We start from the raw sequence: 21,415 nt of genomic DNA, 5'->3' as shown, positions 1-21,415 counted from the left end.
TTTTCTATTTCGCGGTTGCATCTATAGCGAGCTACTGTATAAACCGCTCCATATAAAACCGCGCCATCGAGAAAGAGGATCCCCGGACGTGGAAGAAATCATCGAACAATTGCGTGAAGCCAACGAGCCCGTACCGGTCCCGCTGGAGTTGCCCGACGAAGACTTGCTGGTAGAGATCGAAGAGCAGCTGTTCATCGATATCCCATTCGTCTTCAGGGAGTTTTTGCTGACCGTCAGCGATGTCGTCTATGGCAGCCTGGAACCGGTGACCGTCACCGATCCACAATCCCACACCTACCTGCCGGATGTGGCCGCCAATGCCTGGGATGCCGGTGTCGACCGCAGCCTGATCCCGATCTGCCAGGACGGCGACGATTATTATTGCGTCGAAGAAGACGGCACTGTGGTGCTGTGGCAGGCCGAAGAAGAACTGATCGCCGAAGAAACCTGGGAATCAGTCTGGCACTGGGCGCGGGACGTCTGGCTGGAAAGCTGAGCCCCACGGCCGGTCAATGCCCGGACGACTCCTTGTGATTGTCCAGGGTTTCAAGCAAGGCCACCTGCATGCGCGTATGCAGGCGGATGAACCAGCGCCAGAGCAATGCCGCCACGGCAGTCGCCACCACGGCGATCAGTACGAGCAACTTGTTGGTCGGCAGAATGCTGGCCGACAAGGCTGCCAATAGCAGGAAAATCACCAGCAACGAGAGAATCGGGATCACTTCGGCGATCACCCGACGCACGCGCTGGGTGTGGCGGCCAGCCATCTCCGGCTTCACGCCCATCTCCGCCAGCAGCATCGACAGCGCCTTGAGCTTGCGATAGGCGGCGATCAGGAACGGTAGCGACAGCAGCAACGCCCCGCCCCAGATCAATGCCTTCTGCCAGCTCGGGTCGCTGATCCACGCTTGCAGGTACGCCGACATCCGCTCGGCGAAAAAACCACCCGAAACAAAAATCGCGATGACCAGCGCCAGGTTGACCCCGACCTGCAGCAAAATCCGCCTGATCATCGAGGCCACCACCGCCCCCTCTCCGTGGGGCTGGATGCTGCGCAGCCATTCGCCATACATCCCCAGCACCCGCGTCAACCGTTGCGGCATGACCGTCGCCAACTTGACGGACAGCGGGTCGGCGGCCCGGATCAGGTACGGCGTCAGCAGAGTAGTCAACACCGAGACGGCGACCGCAACCGGATAGAGGAAATCGCTGGTGACCTGCAGGGTCATCCCCAACGACGCGATGATGAAAGAGAATTCGCCGATCTGCGAAAGGCCCATCCCAACGCGCAGCGAGGTGCGTCCGTCGTTGCCGGCGATAAAGGCACCGAGGCCGCAGGACAACATCTTGCCGAGCACCACTGCGCCCGTGATCACCGCAATCGGCCAGGCGTATTGCAGCAAGATCGCCGGGTCGAGCATCAGCCCGATGGCGACAAAGAAGATCGCGCTGAACAGATCGCGCACCGGCTCCACCAGCCGCTCGATTTTCAGCAGTTGCCGGGACTCAGCCATGATCGCACCGATCAGAAACGCCCCGAGCACCATGCTGTATTCCAGCTTCACCACCAGCAGGCAGAAGCCGAAACACAAGCCCAACACGGTAATCAGCAGCATTTCGTTGCTGTCGAACTTCGCGACGTAGGCCAGTACCCTCGGCACCAACAGAATGCCGACGACCAACGCGACGATCATGAACAACGACAACTTGCCCACCGTGGAAAATACCTCGCCGGAGCTCACGGTGCCGCTGACAGCAATGCTCGACAGCAAGGCGATGATGCCAATGCCCAGAATGTCCTCGACGATCAACACCCCGAAAATCAGCTGCGCGAAGCGCTCGTTCTTCATCTTCAGGTCGTTGAGGGCCTTGACGATGATGGTGGTGGAGGAAATGGCCAGGATCGCGCCGAGGAACAGCGAGTCCATGGTGCTCCACTCGAACCAGCGGCCGATTTCATAGCCGATCCAGATCATCAGCACGATTTCGAGGAACGCCGCGATGAAGGCCGTGGCCCCAACCTTGAACAGTTTGCGCAGGCTGAACTCCAGGCCCAGGCAAAACATCAGGAAGATCACCCCAAGCTCGGCCAGGGTCTTGATCGTGTCTTCGTCATGGATAAAACCGAACGGTGGCGTATGCGGGCCAATGATGAAGCCCGCCACGATGTAGCCCAATACCACCGGTTGCTTGAAACGATGAAAGAGCACGGTCACCAGCCCCGCTGCCATCATGATGATTGCCAAGTCTTGAATGAAACTGATGGCATGCATGTCGGAGCTCCCTGTTCAAATGACTCATCGCAGAGCTGGAGAAATCCATTTCCTCTGTAGGAATTGCCCTCACAACAGGCTTTTGAAGGGTAACACCGCGACTTCCGACAAAAAGACGGTGCAATATATGGAAACAGATCCATCGGCGCGTGACGGCAACCACAGGCGCAGCGTCCCGATATCGGTGGTTTTTAAAACCTGGTGACCTGTTTGCAGGCCACCCACCAGCACCCGCAGAGGTGCACCCCCGAATTGCTGCCTTGAACCGTGAGTACGTTATGGAACCCGGAAACGCCCAGCTGTCGATGACGGTGTTGATGACCCCCGATATGGCCAACTTCTCTGGCAATGTCCATGGCGGCACCTTGCTCAAATACCTCGACGAAGTCGCCTACGCCTGCGCCAGCCGCTACGCCGGGCGCTACGTGGTGACCCTGTCGGTTGACCAGGTCATCTTTCGCGAGCCGATTCATGTCGGCGAACTGGTGACCTTCCTGGCATCGGTGAACTACACCGGCAACACGTCGATGGAAGTGGGCATCAAAGTCGTGACTGAAAATATTCGCGAACGCTCGGTGCGCCACACCAACAGTTGCTTCTTCACCATGGTTGCGGTGGATGACCTGCGTAAACCCGCAGCCGTGCCGCCCTTGCAGCCGCAAAACAGCGAAGAAAAACGCCGCTACGAACAAGCCCAGCAACGTCGGCAGATTCGCCAGGAGCTGGAAAAGCGTTATCAGGACATCAAGGCAGACGGGCCTTGACCGACCGCCGAAGATTCAACTGTGGGAGCGAGCTTGCTCGCGATGGCGATCGATCAGCCAATATTGATGCTGACTGACACACCGCTATCGCGAGCAAGCTCGCTCCCACAGGGATTTTGCAGCATTTCCACGGTGCGATCAGAGGCTGATCGGCACAGCCTCGAACCGCACCCGTGGATGGGCGATCCGGTCTTGGGCGCGGACCAGTTCCAGTTCATAGCTGGTGCAAACCTGGGTTTCCAGTAGTACTTCATGCACCGCCGCGGCGGTGAATTCGAGCGCCGCCACCAGGCTGTCCCCCAACAGTATCCGTGCCAGGAACAACCCCGAGGTCAGGTCACCCACGCCCACCGGTTGGCGCGGGAAAGCCAGCAGTGGACGGCGCAGGTGCCAACTGCCATCGGCGGTCACCAACAGCATTTCGAAGCTGTCATCCGGCTTGCCAGGGTAGGCCAGGTGCTTGACCAGCACCGCCTTCGGTCCACGGGCCAGCAACGCCCGGGCCATGGCCAGGCAGTCGAGCAAAGACTGCGCCTTGCGTCCCGAAAAACTGTCCAGTTCCAGTTGGTTCGGGCACATGAGGTCCGCCACGGCGGCGGCTTCTTCCAGGAGAAACTCACTCACCTCGGGCGCCACGATGCAGCCTTTCTCTGGATGTCCCATGACCGGATCACACAGGTACAGCGCCTTCGGATTGGCGGCCTTGATCCGCGCCACGCCCGTCAGAATCGCCCGCCCCTGGGCCGCGCTACCCAGGTAACCGGACAGCACCGCATCGCAGTTACCCAGCTCACCGATGGCCGCAATGCCTTCTACCAATATCGGTATCTGCTCTGGGGCCAGCACTTCACCGGCCCATTGGCCGTACTGGGTGTGATTGGAAAACTGCACGGTGTTGAGCGGCCAAACGTTCACGCCAATCCGCTGCATCGGAAACACTGCGGCGCTATTGCCGGCGTGTCCGAATACCACGTGGGACTGAATGGCAAGCAGATGAGGCGTACGTTTCATGCGGGAAGTTTCCGTAAAACGATTGAAATTCAAGCCGCGCAGTATGCGACTAAACGCAGCCTATACGACAGACCGGCGAGACAGTTAAGCTGGCAGCAACTTGTTGGAGCACTTCGTTCATGCTGACCCTTGGAAACATTTTCGTGCTGATGCTGCTGGCTACCGGCGGCGCCTGGCTGTGGCACAACCATGGCTTGCGCGAACGGGCGTTGGCGAGGGTCATGCAGCATTGCGCCAACCTCAAGATCGAGCTGCTGGACGGCAACGTGGCGCCGAAAAAAATCGGTTTCGTGAAGGACGCCAGCGGACGACGACGCCTGGCACGCGTCTACACCTTCGAATTCACCGTCACCGGTGAAAGCCGCCATTCAGGCACCATCACCCAGTTTGGCGCCCACAGCGCACACATCGAACTGGCGCCCTACCCGATGCCCTTCGAAGAAACACCGCCCCCCCCCATTGAACCGATCCACACCAGGCCCAGGGCTGAAGTCATCGAGTTGAGCCAGTGGCGCCAGGAACACAACAAGTGGAAGCCTTGAAACAGGGCTGACTCAGCGACACCGACAATTCGCCAGCCCGGCTTGCAGACCATCAACGTCTTGCGCCTGATCGAAAATCAGCTCGATCCGAGAATCCTGGCGCCACTCACTGGCTTGCCAGCCCAGCGCCGCCCCCTCCAGCGCATTGGCTGAAACCCAGCCGTCGACGCTGTGGATAACCATCTTCGCCCGTCTCCAGTCTTGGCCTTGTAGCCATCGCTCCAGTGCCGCTGCGTCGAATTGCTGGCTGGGGTGCCAGCGCCAACCAATACTCCAGCCACCTTCCTGCTGCTGATACAGGCAGATCGGCAGCGTCGGGTCGGACCAGATGGCCGGTATCTGGCCCAAGCTCCTCGGTAGATTCAAGTTATCCACAACCCCACTGCCCCGAGCCGCAAGGCCTGGTAATCGATCGATCGGCAGCGCAGCCTGCTGTGTCCAGTACAACGCACGCCCTGAGAGTTGCGCCTCCAGCCGTTGGCGATCGGCTTGTGTGAGGGTCTCGGACTTGTTCAGCACCAGCAGTCCGGCATCCGCCAGGGTTTGTTGCTGCGCGTCGGGCAAAGGCTTGCCGTCCACCATCGCCCGGGCATCCAACACCAGCACACAGGGTTGCACCGCCAGCACGCCGAGCCATGGCGCTTCGCTCAGCTGGCGCATCAACTGCGCCGGATGCCCCAGGCCCGAGGGCTCGATGAATAGCCGATCCGGCCTGGCCTTGCGCAGCAAACGCCCAAGACCGATCTGAAACGGCGCGCCGTTGACGCAGCACAAGCAGCCACCGGCCACTTCGCCCAGTGCGATACCATCGCCAGCCTGGGTCAGCAACGCGGCATCCAGGCCGATCTGACCGAACTCATTGATCAGCACCGCCCAGCGTTCATTGGCCGGTCGCTGCGCCAGCAGATGCCTGATCAGGCTGGTCTTGCCGGCGCCCAAGGGACCGGCGATGACATGGGTGGGAATGTGCTGCAACATAATCGACGGCTTTCGATGGAGGTGAATATGCGAATGATCGGTTGGTTGTTACTGGCACTGACTTCGAACCAGGCATTGGCCCAGGCTTGTGTGGTCCACAGCCAGGCGGAACGGCTGGATGTGAAAGTCTGCCAGCAGAACCGCAACATCCCGCAGAAGCTGTTTGCCGACGGTTTCTGCCAGCCAAACCTTGCCGGTCAGAAAGTCGAGGTGCAATACGTCGATCAATGCCCTGGCGGCGCGTTCGGCATCTGCAGCAACGCCCAAGTCGCCAATATGCCTTACCGCCAGGATATTCACTATTACGGCGTGGCGACCGATACCGCTTATCTGCAGCCATTTTGCGAAGGAAAAAGCCAGGGTACCTGGCTTAAGCCTTAAGCCAGCCAATCCAGCGTGAGAATCAGTCGACGCTCTCCCGGCGCGGGTTCCGGCGAGCGATGGATCAGGCCAAGGCCTTCGTTACCGTGCCATTTTTCGCCTTTAAGCAAACCCACATCACCGCAACGAAACTGCTGGATCACGCACGGATCACTGGGCTCAGCCTCAGGCTCGGAAAGTCGTCGACGGTCCATGACACCTTCCTCGAGCCACTGGCTGCCGACGCCTGCATAGGTGGTCAGCAACCGCACCGGCACGTGGTCGACGTGAAAGCGCGGGCACATCGCCTTGTCCAGCGTGCGCAGGCGCAGACCGACACGTTGGGCACCCAATAGGCAGGCAAATGCACTGACGAGCCAGGAGACATCGGCGATAAAGCCTTCATAGCCTTGCAGGTCGCTGAAACCTGCAGCCAGGCCTTGCAACGCCGGCTGCGTGTCATCCTCCGGCAACTCAAGCACACGTGATTCGGCCAGCGACTGGTCCATCGCCAGCACCATGGTCGCAAAATCGCTGATGTGTGCAGGAAGCCGGCGCTGCCAGACCGCCAGGTTAGTGCCGTCGTCCAGGATCTGCATGAATACTCCTGGCGTATCACCTTTGACCTGTCGTGCCTGCGCTGCCCTTTTCAGATTGGGCGCCAGCATCACGCCGCGACCTCTTCATGCCATGGACCGAACGGATCCGGCAACAGGCGCCAACTTTCAACACCGAGGGCCATTTCCGCGTCGGTGAGCAAGCAAGCGTCCAGTTCGGCGGTGAGCTGGCTGAAGTCGATGTCTTGACCAATGAAGACCAGCTCCTGGCGGCAATCGCCTGTGGCAGCAAGCCAGTTCTTCATGATCGCCGCTGTACTTTCCTCATCTTGCGGCCATTGGTTTTTCGGCACGAACCGCCACCAGCGCCCGGCGAAGCCATGCCGCATCAAGCCTCCGGCCTGGGACCAACTGCCCGCTTCCTCAGGTTTGCTGGCCAGCCAGAAGAAACCCTTGGAGCGCAGGAGTTTGCCATTAGGCCAGGGACGGTCGATGAAATTGAAGAAGCGCTCGGGATGAAACGGCCGGCGTGCTCGGTAGGCGGTCGAGGCGATGCCATATTCCTCGGTTTCTGGCACGTGCTCGCCACGCAGTTCCTGTAGCCAGCCAGGGGCCTGGGCGGCGCGTTCGAAGTCGAAAAGGCCCGTGTCGAGGATTCTGCCCAGCGGCACCTGCCCCATGACCATGGGGAGGATCTGCGCCTGGGCGTTGAGACGTTGCACAATTGCGATCAATTCTTCCCGATCATGCTGGCTGATCAGGTCAATTTTGCTGATCAGAATCACGTCGGCAAACTCGATCTGTTCGATCAGCAGGTCAGTGATCGAGCGTTCATCGTCCTCACCCAGGGTTTCACCCCGTGACGCAAGACTTTCAGCGGCCTGGTAATCCAGCAGGAAATTCACCCCATCGACCACCGTCACCATGGTGTCGAGCCGCGCAACATCGGCAAGGCTTCGACCTTCTTCGTCACGAAAAGTGAACGTTTCTGCCACTGGCAACGGTTCGGAGATGCCTGTGGATTCGATCAACAGATAATCGAAACGCCCTTCCCTGGCGAGTTGCCCGACTTCTTCGAGCAAGTCCTCGCGCAACGTGCAGCAGATGCAGCCGTTGCTCATTTCCACTAGCTTTTCTTCGGAACGACTCAGGGTGACATCTCGCTGGACTTCGCTGCCATCAATGTTGATCTCGCTCATATCGTTGACGATCACCGCAACCCGCAGATTGTCGCGATTACGCAAAACGTGGTTGAGCAGCGTACTTTTACCGGCACCGAGGAATCCGGAAAGCACGGTTACGGGAAGACGATTGGGCATCAGGTATATCCTCATCGGGCGGCCGCTTCGACTACGGCTCGTTTCCAGGTTTGGCTGGGGTCAGGGTCACGGTGTTTTATGTTATAGTATAACAACACAATTCAACCAGCCCCCGCCATCCCTCATTGGCCTGAGATCACTCCATGCGCAACCATCTGAAATTCGTATTAGCGAGCCTGTTGTTGCTGTGGGGGTTAAGCGCTTCGGCCCAAACCCCTCTCCTGGCGAACTGCACCCGTAGTGCAAATCTGCTGGCGTGCGTGGACATTCAGGGCAATGCCTACAGCGTCGCAACGGCGGGAAACACCATTTATTTACGAGGTTTTGAAACGGCCAGTCGTCGTTATTGGGCGCAAACCAATAGCCGTTACGGTCAGCTCACCTTCTTTACTGGTTTGGCATCGGATGGAGAAAGTTGGGTCGGATACAGCCGGCGTGTGGGCTGGACGACCCTCAATCGTTTCTCGAGTTCTGGTGGTAGTGCGGGTGCATTTGTATGCGGACGCATGAACGGTTGCCAGGATTCATCGCGCTGATGTTTCACGTGGAACGTAAACGTTTAGGGAGATGAAACTCCTTTCATGGAAAAGGTTTCTCTAAATTAGTTGTTATACTATAACATCTAATTCTGAACCTTCGATGGACCTTGACCATGAACGCGTTAACCCTGCCCGACATCGCAGCGCAGGCTTCACGTCAAACCCTGCCCCTTGATTGGGTGGGTATGTGCGGCATCGCAACACCGGTGTTGATTGACGGCCAACGTCTCAGTGCAATGGCCGACGCAGGTGTCAGCCTTGATGACGGTGAGGCGCGCGGCATTCACATGTCACGCTTATACCTGGCGCTAGAGCTGCTCGAAGAGACGACGCTTTCGCCGGCGTTATTGCGTCGAATCCTTCAGCAATTTCTCGATAGCCATGAAGGTTTGTCCCACGCGGCATCGCTCAGTGTGTATACCGATCTGCTGCTCAAGCGTCCGGCACTCATCAGCCCGCTTGAGGGTTGGAAACGCTACCCGGTGAGCATCGAAGCCCACTTGAAAAACGCAGTGTTCCACGTGGAACTGAAAATCCAGATTCCCTATTCCTCCACCTGCCCTTGTTCGGCCGCACTTGCCCGGCAATTGATCCAACAGCAATTCGTCGATGACTTCGCTAACAAGAAACTTGAGCACGCCGAGATCCTGGCCTGGCTAGGTTCATCGAATGGCATTGTCGCCACCCCTCATAGCCAACGCAGTACGGCGAGCCTGACCCTACACCTGAATGCCGATGCCGACGATTTACCGCTGCAGTCTTTCATCAACGAAGCCGAAGCAGCCCTCGGCACCGCTGTGCAAACCGCCGTCAAGCGCGCCGATGAACAGGCCTTCGCCCTGGCCAACGGCCAAAACCTGATGTTCTGCGAAGACGCTGCGCGGCGATTAAGCACGGTCCTGAGGCGGTCACCCGACATCGTTGCGTTGAATGTGCGCGTCGTTCACGCCGAAAGCCTGCACGCCCATGACGCCGTGGCGCAAAGCAGCTGGACGCGGGAGGCATCATGATCAACTGCCAAGCACTGCGCTGGGGCGCACCCGGACAACCCCTCACACCGCCGCTCGCGATGCAGCGATCGGCCGGCAGTCTTACCGCCATCATCGGTGCCAACGGCTCGGGCAAAAGTAGCCTATTGAAAGTGCTCGCGGGGCTGCAAAAACCGCTCTCCGGCAAAGTCACCTTGGATGTTCCACGCCGTGGTGGGGTTTCGTTCATGCCGCAGCAGCAACATCTGGATCGGCAATTTCCCATCAGTTTGCAAGAGTTGGTGGCCGCCGGTTCCTGGGGTAATCGACATACGCCAGCCATGCGAAGGCAGTTGCTCCAGACCGTACTGGCCGACTGGGCGCTGACCGGCCTCGAACATCGTCCGCTAATGGCGCTGTCTGGGGGCGAGCTGCAACGCGCCCTGCTCGCTCGCCTGAGCCTGGCCGAAGCGCCACTGCTGTTGCTCGACGAACCCCACGCCGCCCTCGACGAACAGGGCCAGGCGCTGCTGTGGAAACACCTCCATCACTGGCACGCCCAGGGCCGAACCGTCGTGGTGGTATGCCATGATCTGGCAGCGGTCCGCCAACATATCCCCCATACGCTGCTGATCAGCAACACCGGCTGCGTGCTGGGCCGCAGCGTCGACTTGATCGCTCAACAACCCCACACGTGGGTGGCCTGATGCTTGCGGCCACTCATCTCTGGCAACCGTTTCAAGAGTTTGTCTTCATGCGCAGGGCCTTGCTCGGCGGCCTGGTGCTGGCGTGCAGTACGGCACCGTTGGGCGTGTTCCTGATTCTTCGGCGCATGAGCTTGATTGGTGACGCCGTAGCGCACGGCATTCTGCCTGGCGCCGCCCTGGGTTTCTGGTTCGCCGGGCTGAGCCTGCCAGCCCTGACCATTGGCGGCCTGGGCGCGGGCCTGAGCATGGCCGGACTCGCCGCCTGGATTACCCGGCGCACCGGCCTACGGGAAGACGCCAGCCTCGCGGCGATTTATCCCATTTCCCTGGCGGCCGGCGTGTTGATCCTCGGCATGGCCGGTAAACGCCTAGACTTGCTTCACTTGCTGTTCGGCTCGGCGCTGGCGGTAGACGGCCCGACACTTACCGGCATGCTCTGGGTATCCGGTGCCAGCCTGTTGGCGATGGCGTTGATTTACCGACCGTTGCTGCTCGATACGCTGGACCCACTGTTCCTGCAAACCGTCAGTCGTCTCGGCCCGTTGGCCCATGGTGTGTTCCTGACCCTGGTGGTGTTGAACCTGGTGATCGGCTTCCAGGCCATCGGTGCGCTGATGGTGGTCGGCCTGATGATGTTGCCTGCCGCCGCATCGCGATTCTGGAGCCGTCGCCTGCCACTGCTGATGCTGATCGCGGCGCTGCTTGGCTGCCTCTCGGTGTGGCTTGGCCTGTTGCTGTCTTTCTATTACTCACTGCCCAGCGGGCCGTCCATCGTACTGGTGGCGGGCGCGTTGTATCTGTTGTCGGTGGTATTCGGTCCGGTGCACGGTTTGCTGCGCCGCCCGCCTTTGCTCACATCCCAATGAGGTGTTTCCGATGCGCGTTCTGCTCGTGCTATTCAGTCTGATGCTGTCCATGTCCCTGTCCGCCGCCGAAAAGCTCCAGGTGGTGACGAGCTTCAGCATCCTCGCCGACATGACCCGACAGGTCGGCGGTGAGCATATCCACATCACCAACATGGTCGGCCCGGACGCTGATGCACACACCTACGAACCCACGCCAGACGACGCCAAGGCACTGCTCAAGGCAAAACTGATCATCAAGAATGGACTGGGCTTCGAGCCATGGTTGGATCGCCTGGTGACCAGCACTGAAACCACTGCTCCGGTGATCAGCGCCAGCCGCGGCGTCATCCCCCGCTCACTGGATGAGGATGGCGAGACCATCCCCGACCCGCACGCATGGCACAACCTGGCGAATGCCGAGCTGTATGTCAGCAACATCACCAAGGCATTGGAAGCTGCTGACCCGGCCAACAAGGCCGATTACGAACGCAACAGCCAGGCGTACCTGAAGAAAATCTACGCCCTGCTCGCCGTAGCCAAGGCCAAGCTCGGTGCATTGCCACCAGGCAATCGCAAGATCGTGACCTCCCACGATGCATTCGGTTACCTGGGCCAAGCCTATGGCATCGAGTTCATGGCGCCCCAGGGTTTATCCACAGAGCGTGAACCGTCGGCAGCAGAAGTCGCGGCACTGATTACCCAGATCCGTCAGGCGAAGGTCAAAGCGGTGTTCATGGAAAACATCAAGGACGCACGCCTGCTCAAGCAGATCGCCGACGAGAGCGGCGCGCACATCGGCGGCACGCTGTATTCCGATGCACTCGCGGCCAGCGGACCGGCCAGCACCTTTACTGGTCTGTTCGAATACAACCTCAATACGTTGTATGAGGCGCTGAGTCGGCCTTGAGAGCATTTGTCGGAGCAAGGCTTGCCTGCGATGAACGGTGACGCCCCTGGCGATGTACCGAGTTGTTTGCGTCGCGAGCAAGCTTTGCTCCCACAGATTCTCCAAACGATTACTTCATACCCGCTTCAAGCCCTCGGCTTGACCGTCCCGCAATCCTGCCCCAGCCACACCGCGCGAGTGTCGAGACTGCCGTTCTGCTGGATGCCGGTGGCATTGAACGTGCCGTTGACCTTGGTGGTGAATTCACGATCGCTCTGGAACGTCGCAACGCCATTACCCTGGGCTTTCGGGCAACTGAAGCGAAACTTCCACTGATTGCCGGTGCGCTCGGTGATCTGCTGCTTGCAACCCGATTGCGGGTCTTGCAGCGGAATGTCATTGGTTTGCACCTGCGCCGGGGTCAGGCAGACACGGATGCCTTTACCGCCCATGGTGATGCCCTGCTTTTCCAGCATCGCCCGTTGTTCCGGAGTCATCTGGTTCTGCACCTGGCCCAGGATCAGTTGCAGGTCTGGCAGGTTCTGGTTATCGACCTTCATGTTGCTGGTGGTCAGCTCCCACAAACCCGGCTGGAGCATCTGCGCCTGAGCCGCCATCGGAACCGACAACCCCATTGCCAAGGCCACACCCAGCAGACGAACATTCATTGCATAAACTCCAGAGGACAAGTGGCCGTTAGACGCCGCCCACAGGCTTCGGTTCAAGCCCGGGACAAGTGAATTAAATAGCGACATTCGCCATGGAACATGGTCTGTTAAGCATTGAAACTTCCGGAGCAAGAATGCCCCCATGGATTATTTCGGCCCGCATGTTTTCGGTTACCTGATCGCGCTGCTCCACACCCTGGGTTCCATTGCCGCCGTCCACGCCGTATTGACGGTGCGCACGGCCCAAGGCTCGATTGCCTGGGCCCTGTCGCTGCTGTTTATTCCCTACCTGACATTGATCCCTTACCTGGTTTTCGGGCGCAGCACTTTTGATGGCTACATCAAGGCGCGCCGACAAGCCAACGAAGAGATGCGCAAGGCGATCTCCGAGTTGAACTGGCGGCCGTGGGTCGAAGAGGCTTTGACCGCTCGCGCGTCCCAGGCCTACGACTCGCTGCGGGCCATGCCCAAGCTGGGGCGCACACCTTGCCTGGCGAACAATCAGGTGCGCTTGCTCGTCAATGGGCAGGCCACGTTCGAGGCAATCTTCCAGGCCATCGATAACGCGCGGCAGGCCGTGCTGATTCAATTTTTCATCATCCACGATGACCGCCTCGGCCTACGCCTGCAGACACTGCTCCTGAAAAAAGCCGCCGAAGGCGTGGCGGTGTATCTGCTTTATGACCGCATTGGTAGCCACTCCCTGCCCCACCGCTACGTCCAGGCGCTGCGCGACGGTGGTGTCCACGTGAAAGCCTTCGCCACCCGCAGCGGCTGGCTCAATCGGTTCCAGGTCAACTTTCGCAACCACCGCAAGATCGTGGCGGTGGATGGCGTTCTAGGCTTCGTTGGCGGACACAACGTGGGCGATGAGTACATGGGCGAAAAGCCGCCGCTGGCGCCGTGGCGCGACACTCATGTCGAAGTCTGCGGCCCGGTGGTGGGGAGTATGCAAGAGTCGTTTGCCGAGGACTGGTTCTGGGCGGCCCGTTCGCTGCCACCGCTGATCCTGCCAGACACCTACCCGGACGACGGTGTGCTCTGCCAATTGCTGACCAGCGGCCCGGCCGATGCCTACGAAACCTGTTCGCTGTTTTTCGTCGAGGCTATCCATGCGGCCAGTGAGCGAGTCTGGATCACAACGCCTTACTTCATCCCTGACGAAGCGGTGTTCGCCGCCTTGCGCCTGGCGGTGCTGCGCGGGGTGGATGTGCGCATCCTGCTGCCCTCGCGGCCGGACCACAAGATTGTCTATGCCGCGTCCAGCCTTTATGCGTTTGAAGCGGTGCGGGCCGGTGTGCGGATGTTCCGCTATACGCCGGGTTTCCTGCATCAGAAAGTGGTGCTGATCGACCGGGAAATCAGCGCAATCGGCAGTGCGAACCTGGACAACCGTTCGTTCCGCCTGAATTTCGAAGTCATGCTGCTCACGGTGGATATCCCTTTCGCCACCGAGGTCGAGCAGATGCTTGAGCAGGACTTCGCCCAAGCCGTGGAAATCGACAAACAGGAAAGCCGGGAGACCCACCGCCTGCAGAAGATCGGCATGCGGGTCGCCCGGCTCATTTCCCCGATTCTCTAAGGGGTGTAGATGTCGTCGCGGGTCCAGGGCAACTCATGGCTACCGTCGGCGTGGGCCTTCACCGCCAGGATCTGGTGCAGATTGATCCAGCCCTTGGCGAACGCGTAGGCACAGCCGGCCAGGTACAGACGCCAGATCCGCAACGCCTGTTCCGGCACTTCCTTCGCGGCGGCCTCGAGATTGTCCTCCAGGCGTTCACTCCAGTGATCGAGCGTGCGCGCGTAATGCAGGCGCAGGCTTTCCACGTCGACGATTTCCAGCCCCGCTTCGCTGATCTCGGCAGAGATCATCGACAGGTGCGGCAGTTCGCCGTTGGGGAATACATACTTCTCGATGAATTCACCGGCGCCGCGACCGACTGGACGACCGTCGGTGTGCTTGGCGGTGATGCCATGGTTCATCACCAACCCGCCCTCACGCACCGCGCCGAACAGCGTCTTGCAGTACTGCTCGAGGTTGGCGTGGCCAACATGCTCGAACATGCCAACGCTGACCACTTTGTCGAAACGACCGTCCTGGGGCAGGTCGCGGTAGTCCAGCAATTGCAACTCGACCAGATCCTCCAGGCCCTCTGCCTTGACCCGTTCCCTAGCCAGTGTCAGCTGCGCCTTGCTCAGGGTAATCCCGAAGACTTTGGCACCGAACTCGCGCGCAGCGTAACGGGCCAGGCCGCCCCACCCACATCCGACATCCAGCAGGTAGTCACCCGGCTGTAATCGCAGCTTGCGGCACAAGTGGCGGAATTTGGCTTGCTGGGCCTGTTCGAGGGTTTCACTGCCCGTCTCGAAATAGGCACAGGAATAGGCCATGTCACTGTCGAGCCACAGCTGATAGAACGCGTTGGAAAGATCGTAGTGATAGGAGATCGCCTTGGCGTCGGTTTCCTTGTCGTGGAGTGATCTAACCGGCGGGTTGTCGGCGTCATCCTCGACCAAGGCCTGGCTCCATTCATCGCAGACACGAATGACTTCGTGAATCGAACCTTCGAGTTCCAGTTTGCCTTCGACGAATGCCGCTCCTAGCGCATCCAGGCTGGGATGGGTGAATTGCGCGACCATTTGTGGGTCCTTGACCACGATCGTGACACTGGGGTCGTCACCCAGTGAAAACTCATGGCCATCCCAGAGCCGCAACCGAAGCGGTAGGTGCAGATTCTGTAAGGCCGGTGGAAGTTGCGCGAGCATGAAAAATCCCCCTTGTTTCAGACGTCTGAAAATGAGGGTAGACCATCATAGAAAAATAGCAGGCTATCGAATTTATAGCCTTTTTCTATCACCGTCCCAAATTCACTCCTTGTGCCGGGTACTGCCAGTATGGGTGCGCCCTCTCCAACAGAGACTGCAAGGGTGACGCACAGTTCGCCAAGGGTTATCCAACGGCTCCCTTCGCTTGAATTTTCAGGAGTGGCTCCTGGAACCGCAGCAATCGCCCCGCATTACCTAACACTAGCAGGGTACTGAGATTATGCAGCAGCGCAGCGATCATCGCCCCTGCCGCGCCGAGCCAACCGAAGGCGGCAAAGGCGACGATTGCCAGCGTCCAGCCCAGGCCAATGATCACGTTGACCTGCAACGTGCGCCTGCATTGGCGGCTCAATCGCACGCAAGTGCCCAGGCGACGCAAATCGCTGCCGATCAGCACGATGTCTGCCGACGCCAGGGCGATATCTGCGCCGCCGGCGCCCATTGCAACGCCGACCACCCCGGCCTTGAGCGCCAGGGAATCGTTGATGCCATCGCCCACTACCATGGGGCGGAATCCATGGTCGATTTCGGCCATGACTCGCTTGAGTTTGTCTTCCGGTAGGGCCTGGGCTTGCAAGTCGCCGATGCCGACATCCCGGGCCAGGGTCGTGGCCACGCTCTGGCGGTCGCCGGTCAACAGCAGCTGCCGCCCCAGGCCCAGCTCGCGCAGCTCGGCCATGGCCATCCGTGCCTCCGGCTTGACGCTGTCGGCCAACAACAGCCAGGCGAGGAACTGCCCGTCCAGGGCCAGGCCGGCAATCGGGCCGTCGTGCTCCGGGACCGCAGACGTTTGAATGCCCAGCTGTGCAAACAACTCCGGCCGGCCGAGCGCCGCTTCGCCCTGGGCGGTCATCGCGACCACCCCCAGGCCCTGGCGCTCATGGATGTCCGTCAGCGCCAGGCAGTCTTCCTGCTCCACCAACCCCGCCAACGCACGACTGACCGGATGGCTGCTGGCCGAACCGAGGCTGGCAGCCAAAGGTAGCAGCAACGATGAGGGAGCATCCTGGGCATATTCGATGGATTGCAGGCGCAGGACGCCGTAGGTCAGGGTGCCGGTCTTGTCGACAACCAACGACGTCAGGTCCGCCAGTTCTTCCAGGAAGGCCGAGCTGCGGATCAGGATCCCATGGCGCGCCGCCACCGCGATCCCGGCAATGGCGGTGGCCGGCGCCGACAGCACCAACGCACAAGGGCAAGCGGCGACCAATACTGCCAGCATCGCCTGGGCATCGTTGGTCACGAACCAGGTCACCGCCGCCAGCAACAACACCAGTACCAGGTAACTGCCGGCGTAGCGTTCCAGCAAGCGAGTGATGGGCGGCTTGGAGCGTTCGGCGTTTTGCATCAGGGCAATGACCTTGCCCAAGGTGGATTCTTCGCCGGTCCGGGTCACTTCCAGGCGCAGCAGACCATCCAGGTTGATCGCGCCACCAAAGACCTCAGTGCCGACCACAGCCTCCAACGGCACCGACTCACCCGTGATGGGCGCGGTGTCGAGGCTGGCTTGGCCGGACAACACACAACCATCGGCCGGCACCCGATCGCCCGCGCGCACCTCCACGACATCGCCAGGCTGGAGCGTCGCGTTGTCGACATCGATGATCGATCCGTCGGCCTGCACCTTGCGACCTTGGCTGCGGGTCAGTTGGCCAAGGGCATGGATCGCCTCCTGGGAGCCAATGACGCTGCGCTCTTCCAGCACATGCCCGAAGATCATGATGATCGGCAACAACGCCGCCGTCAGCAGATCGCCGGTGGCCCAGGCACCGAGCATCGCCAGGGCGATAAGTTGGTCGGTAATCCCGTGCAGGCTTGGGTAACGCAAGCTGTACCAGGCCGAACGCATCACCGGCACTGCCACCAACAGCGAGGCGAACCCCAACAGCAGTTGGCTGACACCGCTCTGCTCTGGCGACCAACCGCGCCATGCCAGGCCCAATGCGAGCAAGCCGAGGGCGAGCATCGCCAAGGTCAGTTGTCGGGCGGCGATGCGTTGTTCCGTCGAGGACAACATCGGTGCAGCGCTGGTTTGGGCGGTCATTGTCCGGCTCCCTGGATAATCAGGCGGGAATCGTCTTTCGGATCGACCGTGGTCACTGAACCGGCCTGGCGAAGGATGGTAGGCATGCGTTCGCGATACAGGCGCAGCAGCATTTGCGGATCGCTAACTTGGGTCTTCGCCAGGCCCAGCACCGTCGCCGTGTCAGCCGAAGCCTTGGCGAGCCGTTCGCTGGCCTGGGCATGGGCGACCTGCACGGCACGGTCGGCGTCTTGGCGGGCGGCCTGGGTGAGCTTTTCGGCTTCGGTGCGCGCGTTGGCCACGGCTTTATCGGCCTGCTGACTGGCCGTCAGCACCGCGTTGAAGGCACTCACCGCCGGCCCCGGCAGACTCGATTGCACATCGACCCGCACCACTTCGATACCCAACCCCTCCCCTGTCGCCGCCAGGTCAGCCAGGCGTCGGTTAAGCCCCTGCACCAGATCGCCACGCAAGCGTTCGCGGCGCTCGGCCGCCTGGTTGTCGCTACCCATCAGTTCGGGGCGAGCCACCAGAATGGTGTCCAGATCCCGGGCTGCAGTCAGGGCCACGGAACTGCGGGTCGCCAACCGGTCCAGTGCCGGCAGGACATGTTCACCTTGCAAGACGAAGGAATAAGGGTCGGTGACTTTGTAGAACACCCGCACATCCAGTTGCACCACGCCGGCATCACCGGTCAATAAATAACCAGAACCGGCCAGCGCATCGCTGACTGGCGTGGCAAAACTGGCGACACGATCGGCTTGCAGGGCCTCATCCGAACGCAGCAGATTTTCCACCCGCCGCTCAAGCACCCGATCCGCAGCGGGCAGCAAGACCACTTGTTCCACAGGACGAGGCCACGCCAACAAGAGGCCGGCATTCTGGATGCGATCCAAGGCACCAAAGTGCAGCACCACCGCACGATTCTGCGGATCGATCTGCCGCACGTTGGAAAAGACCCAGGCCAACGCCGCCAGCACCGTGACCGCGTAAAGCGCAAGAAATGCCAGGCGTCCGGCCTGGATCCACGGGCTGGATAACTCGTTTGTTCCACGTGGAACCAAACTCATGGTTGTGTTCCACCTTTGCCTTCCACGGAAACAGGACCGTCCACCAGAACACGAAATGGCGCCGCATCGGTGCGCAAAATCAGCTTCGTGCCTGGGCTGACAATGGTGCCCAAGGTGTCCAACGAACGGAGCAGGTTGTAGAGCTGCGGGGAGCCGGCGTATGCCCGACCATAGATCTCAGCCGCTTCTACCCGCGACTGCGCTTCGATATCTGCGGCCTTCACTGTGGCATCGGCTTGCATGACTCGTGCATCACGTTCCGCGGCGGAGCGAATCTGCGCCGCTTCGCGCTTGCCGACGGCGGTGCGTTCGGTGGCGATGGTTTCACGCTCGGCGCGCATGCGATCCACCGTCGCCGTCAGTGTCACCGAGGGCAAGGTCAGGCGTTCGACACCGACTTGCAACACGCGCACGCCGTAAGTGGTGAGCAACTGTTGATCGATCTGCTGACGCAGCTGAGCTTCGAAATCGGCGATGCGCACCTGGCTGGCATCGGTATTGACCAGATTCGCCAGGTCAAAACTGGCGGCGGTGGTTTCCAGCGCCGAGCCGACGAAGGTGCGGATCTGCCGTGCGGCTTCGTCCGGTTGGTTCTGCACCGCGCGCATGAAACGCTGCACGTTTTCCGGATCACCTTGCACCTGCCACGCCACGTAGGCCTGGACGATGATCCGCAGCCCATCACGGGTGCCGACATCCTGCAAACCGCTGGAGGTGGTGCGTAACCGCAGGTCCACCGGAATCGCCGCCTCGAACGGCGCCGGCCAGCGCCAACTCAAGCCAGGTTGCAGCAGTACCCGCGCCGGATTACCGAAACGAGTGATGACCGTGGCCTCCCCCGAGCGCACTTGCACCAGGCTTGCGGCCGCAACGGCAAACGCCACCAGCAACGCCGCCCAACCCATCCGCCGCCACGGGAACGGACCGGCCTGTTGCGGATCGCCATGATGGTGGTGATGATGGCCATGGTGATGACCGGCATGGCCGTGATCGTGACCAGCGTGGTCGTGGTGATCGTGTGAAGAGGACTGGCTCAATGGGCAGCTCCTGGCGGGACAGGGTTACGCGGCGACGCGGGGTCTGCCGGCAGCGTGAAGGTACGCAAGTCGATGGTCGGCGCGTTGCCGCTGCCGCCCAGGCGATGGTCGAGAATCAGCAACCGGGCATTGGCCAGGCCCTGGCTGAGTTGGCTCAGGTAATGCTCCAGTACAAAAGCGTGCCCCGCCGTGGCGTAGGCTTTGCGGTCGGCATTGAAGCGCAGGTCGGCGGCCTGGGCAGTCGCGTTGATTTCCCGGGCGGTGGCCGTGGCTTGGTCATGGGCGACGCTGGCTTGCAATTGTGCCTGGTTGGTCTGTTCCGCCGCCGCGCCGCGCTCTCGGGCGATCAATGCCTGCGCGCCGATCTGCGCCGCCTGTACGCCGTGGTAGGCATTGGCCGCACCGGCCGGCGGATGAATCGCCTCCACCACCGTCGCCAGGATTTCCACACCGCTATCGAGCGATTGCAAATCAGCCTGGACGGCGCGACCGATTTCGTCGGCGAGGCTGACACGGTCCGCACCCAGCAAACCGTCCAGCGTGCGCGATGCAAATTCATGCACCAGGATGCGGCTGGCGGTGCTGCGGATCAGCGTCGGCACATCGGCGCTGTTGTAGGTCGCCGCCAATGCCGCGGCGTCCGTCAGGCCGATGCGATAGACAAAGCGCACGTCCATGTTGACGATCTGGAAGCTCTGCTGGTCGGCACGACGACTGGCAATGACCTGGGACTTGTCGTTCACATGGCTGGCGTCCCACAACCGATTGGCGATTGCCGGCGCCGGTCCCTCCGCCGGTTCAGCCTCGACCACTGCCCGACTCTCCGCGACGCTGGCCGCCAATTCATGCACAACGCCATTCTCGACGTTGAGCACCCTGCCCCACGGCCAAGGCAACGCGACATGCAAGCCCGGGCCGAACACCTCCACCGGTTTGCCAAAACGCTCATAGATGCCACGTCCCTGCAGCGGCACTTCGTGCACGCCCGTCAACAACCAGCCCACCAGCGACACCAGCGCCAACACCGGTAAAAAAGCCCGGCGCATGTAGCTGAAGGCCCAGATCTGCCGCAAGTCGATGCCAAAACGGTTGTGCAGTTCGTGCTGCAAGGCCAGCAACGGTTGCGGCGGCCAGCGCAGCAGATCGGCGATGACACTCCGGCCCAGCAGCGGCGGTTCCAGAGCGTTCCGGCGCGGGATGAACAACGACAACACGGCGCGCAGCAAAAACTCCGCCGCCACCACGCCCGGCAACAGCCCCATCAGCACCGCCAGGCGAAACGGCCAGATGGACGTTTCTGCGGCGAACAACAAGCACAAAGCGCCAAGCACCAGCACGATGATCGCCACCCGCGTCAGCTGCGCCAGCGTCGGCGCTTCCGGCCATTCCACGGGAGATTGCTGGGCCAACTGCCGCTCGAACACCAATAGCCCGAACGCCAACAACAACGACAACACCGCCCCCACACTGGCCGAGACACCGAGGGCGGCAGCCGGCAGTTGCAAGTTCCAGGCTTGCTCCAGGCCCAGCAATACCAGCACGGACCAACCGGCCAGCCACAACGCAGGCGCACCGATCTGTTTCAGCAGGCCGATCCCGCGAGCGCCAATTCGCTCCAGCAGCCGCTCATACCAACCCAGGTTATCAACAGGCTCGTTTTCCGCCGGCAGGTTATCCACAGCTGGCAGCAGCGCCTTGCTACGCCATTGCGTGACCCACCAGGCCGATTGCAAACCTGCCACCAGCACCAGCAGTCCCGCACCTTGGCTGACCAGCAGCGCCGGCCAAAGCGATTGCGGCGAAAATACCCCGATAAAAAACGCCAGTACCAGGCCCACGCCCGCCACGCTTCCCAGGGCGAAAGCAATCTGCTTCAAACGGCGCCCTTGAAACGACGCGCGCTGAAAACGTGGCCATTCGGCCACCTGTGCCCCCTCGACATCAAGATCGACTTGCATACCACCCCAGCACTCGTGGCGATCAAAATCCGGGCCCGTGGACAAACGCCACCGACGCTCCGTTATATGCCGTTACCTTATAAC

At 60.8% G+C, this 21,415-nt stretch carries 21 protein-coding genes; 10 read left to right on the top strand and 11 right to left on the bottom strand.

Annotated elements, in window-relative coordinates; translation table 11 throughout:
• The first annotated feature begins 88 nt into the window (after window positions 1–88).
• Window positions 89–496 (top strand): SMI1/KNR4 family protein, encoded by a 408-nt coding sequence (locus F7R20_RS06965; protein ID WP_003187120.1) that lies wholly within the window; start codon window positions 89–91, stop codon window positions 494–496.
• Window positions 497–509: 13 nt separating this feature from the next.
• Here the strand turns inward: F7R20_RS06965 and F7R20_RS06960 are convergent, their stop codons facing one another.
• The gene (locus F7R20_RS06960; protein WP_003206991.1) at window positions 510–2,273 is read right to left on the bottom strand and encodes a cation:proton antiporter; all 1,764 of its coding nucleotides are present in this window, start codon (window positions 2,271–2,273) and stop codon (window positions 510–512) included.
• A gap of 278 nt (window positions 2,274–2,551) precedes the next feature.
• Between F7R20_RS06960 and F7R20_RS06955 the strand changes: the two genes are divergently transcribed.
• Entirely contained in the window at window positions 2,552–3,037 is a 486-nt protein-coding gene (locus tag F7R20_RS06955) for an acyl-CoA thioesterase (protein ID WP_003206993.1), read from the top strand.
• A gap of 138 nt (window positions 3,038–3,175) precedes the next feature.
• On the opposite strand, the gene pdxY is transcribed toward F7R20_RS06955, so the two are convergent.
• Complete coding sequence (pdxY, locus tag F7R20_RS06945) at window positions 3,176–4,048, bottom strand: pyridoxal kinase PdxY (protein WP_003206995.1); 873 nt, start codon at window positions 4,046–4,048, stop codon at window positions 3,176–3,178.
• A gap of 119 nt (window positions 4,049–4,167) precedes the next feature.
• On the opposite strand from pdxY, the gene F7R20_RS06940 reads away from it, so the two are divergent.
• A complete protein-coding gene (locus F7R20_RS06940) occupies window positions 4,168–4,590 on the top strand; it encodes a DUF3301 domain-containing protein (RefSeq protein WP_003206997.1) in 423 nt (140 codons plus the stop codon).
• 12 nt (window positions 4,591–4,602) lie between these two features.
• On the opposite strand, the gene F7R20_RS06935 is transcribed toward F7R20_RS06940, so the two are convergent.
• Window positions 4,603–5,568, bottom strand: coding sequence for a CobW family GTP-binding protein (locus F7R20_RS06935; RefSeq protein WP_003207000.1), 966 nt, complete (start codon window positions 5,566–5,568; stop codon window positions 4,603–4,605).
• A gap of 27 nt (window positions 5,569–5,595) precedes the next feature.
• Between F7R20_RS06935 and F7R20_RS06930 the strand changes: the two genes are divergently transcribed.
• Complete coding sequence (locus F7R20_RS06930) at window positions 5,596–5,949, top strand: hypothetical protein (protein WP_003207001.1); 354 nt, start codon at window positions 5,596–5,598, stop codon at window positions 5,947–5,949.
• Here the strand turns inward: F7R20_RS06930 and F7R20_RS06925 are convergent.
• Together F7R20_RS06925 and zigA are read right to left on the bottom strand one after the other, a co-directional pair.
• Entirely contained in the window at window positions 5,946–6,596 is a 651-nt protein-coding gene (locus tag F7R20_RS06925) for a DUF1826 domain-containing protein (RefSeq protein ID WP_033028165.1), read from the bottom strand. The genes F7R20_RS06930 and F7R20_RS06925 overlap by 4 nt on opposite strands.
• Window positions 6,596–7,804, bottom strand: a complete 1,209-nt coding sequence (gene zigA / locus F7R20_RS06920) for a zinc metallochaperone GTPase ZigA (protein ID WP_003207005.1) — start codon at window positions 7,802–7,804, stop codon at window positions 6,596–6,598. Before zigA ends, F7R20_RS06925 begins: the two co-directional genes overlap by 1 nt.
• A 143-nt stretch (window positions 7,805–7,947) precedes the next feature.
• Between zigA and F7R20_RS06915 the strand changes: the two genes are divergently transcribed.
• From F7R20_RS06915 to F7R20_RS06895, 5 genes are all read left to right on the top strand, one after another.
• Entirely contained in the window at window positions 7,948–8,340 is a 393-nt protein-coding gene (locus F7R20_RS06915; RefSeq protein ID WP_080684748.1) for a glutamine synthetase, read from the top strand.
• Between the two features lie 116 nt (window positions 8,341–8,456).
• Entirely contained in the window at window positions 8,457–9,353 is an 897-nt protein-coding gene (gene folE2, locus F7R20_RS06910; protein WP_003207007.1) for a GTP cyclohydrolase FolE2, read from the top strand.
• On the top strand, window positions 9,350–10,018 hold the full coding sequence (locus F7R20_RS06905) for a metal ABC transporter ATP-binding protein (protein WP_003207009.1): 669 nt from the start codon (window positions 9,350–9,352) through the stop codon (window positions 10,016–10,018). The genes folE2 and F7R20_RS06905 overlap by 4 nt, the downstream gene beginning before the upstream one ends.
• Complete coding sequence (locus tag F7R20_RS06900) at window positions 10,018–10,884, top strand: metal ABC transporter permease (RefSeq protein WP_003207012.1); 867 nt, start codon at window positions 10,018–10,020, stop codon at window positions 10,882–10,884. The genes F7R20_RS06905 and F7R20_RS06900 overlap by 1 nt, the downstream gene beginning before the upstream one ends.
• A gap of 10 nt (window positions 10,885–10,894) precedes the next feature.
• A complete protein-coding gene (locus F7R20_RS06895; RefSeq protein ID WP_003207014.1) occupies window positions 10,895–11,770 on the top strand; it encodes a metal ABC transporter substrate-binding protein in 876 nt (291 codons plus the stop codon).
• A gap of 125 nt (window positions 11,771–11,895) precedes the next feature.
• Here the strand turns inward: F7R20_RS06895 and F7R20_RS06890 are convergent, their stop codons facing one another.
• A complete protein-coding gene (locus F7R20_RS06890; RefSeq protein WP_003207015.1) occupies window positions 11,896–12,417 on the bottom strand; it encodes a DUF3617 domain-containing protein in 522 nt (173 codons plus the stop codon).
• Between the two features lie 142 nt (window positions 12,418–12,559).
• Here F7R20_RS06890 and cls point away from each other — a divergent pair, with 142 nt between their 5' ends.
• Window positions 12,560–13,999 (top strand): cardiolipin synthase, encoded by a 1,440-nt coding sequence (gene cls / locus F7R20_RS06885; protein ID WP_003207017.1) that lies wholly within the window; start codon window positions 12,560–12,562, stop codon window positions 13,997–13,999.
• Here the strand turns inward: cls and cfaB are convergent.
• From cfaB to F7R20_RS06860, 5 genes are all read right to left on the bottom strand, one after another.
• A complete protein-coding gene (cfaB, locus tag F7R20_RS06880; protein ID WP_003207018.1) occupies window positions 13,996–15,183 on the bottom strand; it encodes a C17 cyclopropane fatty acid synthase CfaB in 1,188 nt (395 codons plus the stop codon). The two genes, cls and cfaB, sit on opposite strands and share 4 nt — an antisense overlap.
• A 184-nt stretch (window positions 15,184–15,367) precedes the next feature.
• Window positions 15,368–17,287 (bottom strand): heavy metal translocating P-type ATPase, encoded by a 1,920-nt coding sequence (locus F7R20_RS06875; RefSeq protein WP_003207020.1) that lies wholly within the window; start codon window positions 17,285–17,287, stop codon window positions 15,368–15,370.
• The gene (gene hflK, locus F7R20_RS06870) at window positions 17,284–18,336 is read right to left on the bottom strand and encodes a protease modulator HflK (RefSeq protein ID WP_003207022.1); all 1,053 of its coding nucleotides are present in this window, start codon (window positions 18,334–18,336) and stop codon (window positions 17,284–17,286) included. The genes F7R20_RS06875 and hflK overlap by 4 nt, the downstream gene beginning before the upstream one ends.
• Window positions 18,333–19,373: a protease modulator HflC gene (gene hflC / locus F7R20_RS06865; protein WP_003207028.1), complete on the bottom strand. Its 1,041-nt coding sequence runs from the start codon at window positions 19,371–19,373 to the stop codon at window positions 18,333–18,335. The genes hflK and hflC overlap by 4 nt, the downstream gene beginning before the upstream one ends.
• Window positions 19,370–21,331: a protease modulator HflK gene (locus F7R20_RS06860; RefSeq protein WP_003207030.1), complete on the bottom strand. Its 1,962-nt coding sequence runs from the start codon at window positions 21,329–21,331 to the stop codon at window positions 19,370–19,372. Before F7R20_RS06860 ends, hflC begins: the two co-directional genes overlap by 4 nt.
• Between the last annotated feature and the right edge of the window lie 84 nt (window positions 21,332–21,415).

It is taken from the genome of Pseudomonas brassicacearum subsp. brassicacearum (assembly GCF_008801605.1).
In the GTDB taxonomy this organism is placed as follows: Bacteria; Pseudomonadota; Gammaproteobacteria; order Pseudomonadales; family Pseudomonadaceae; genus Aquipseudomonas; species Aquipseudomonas brassicacearum.
The sequence above is the reverse complement of the archived record's forward strand: the minus strand, read 5'-3'. Positions and strand labels throughout refer to the sequence as shown.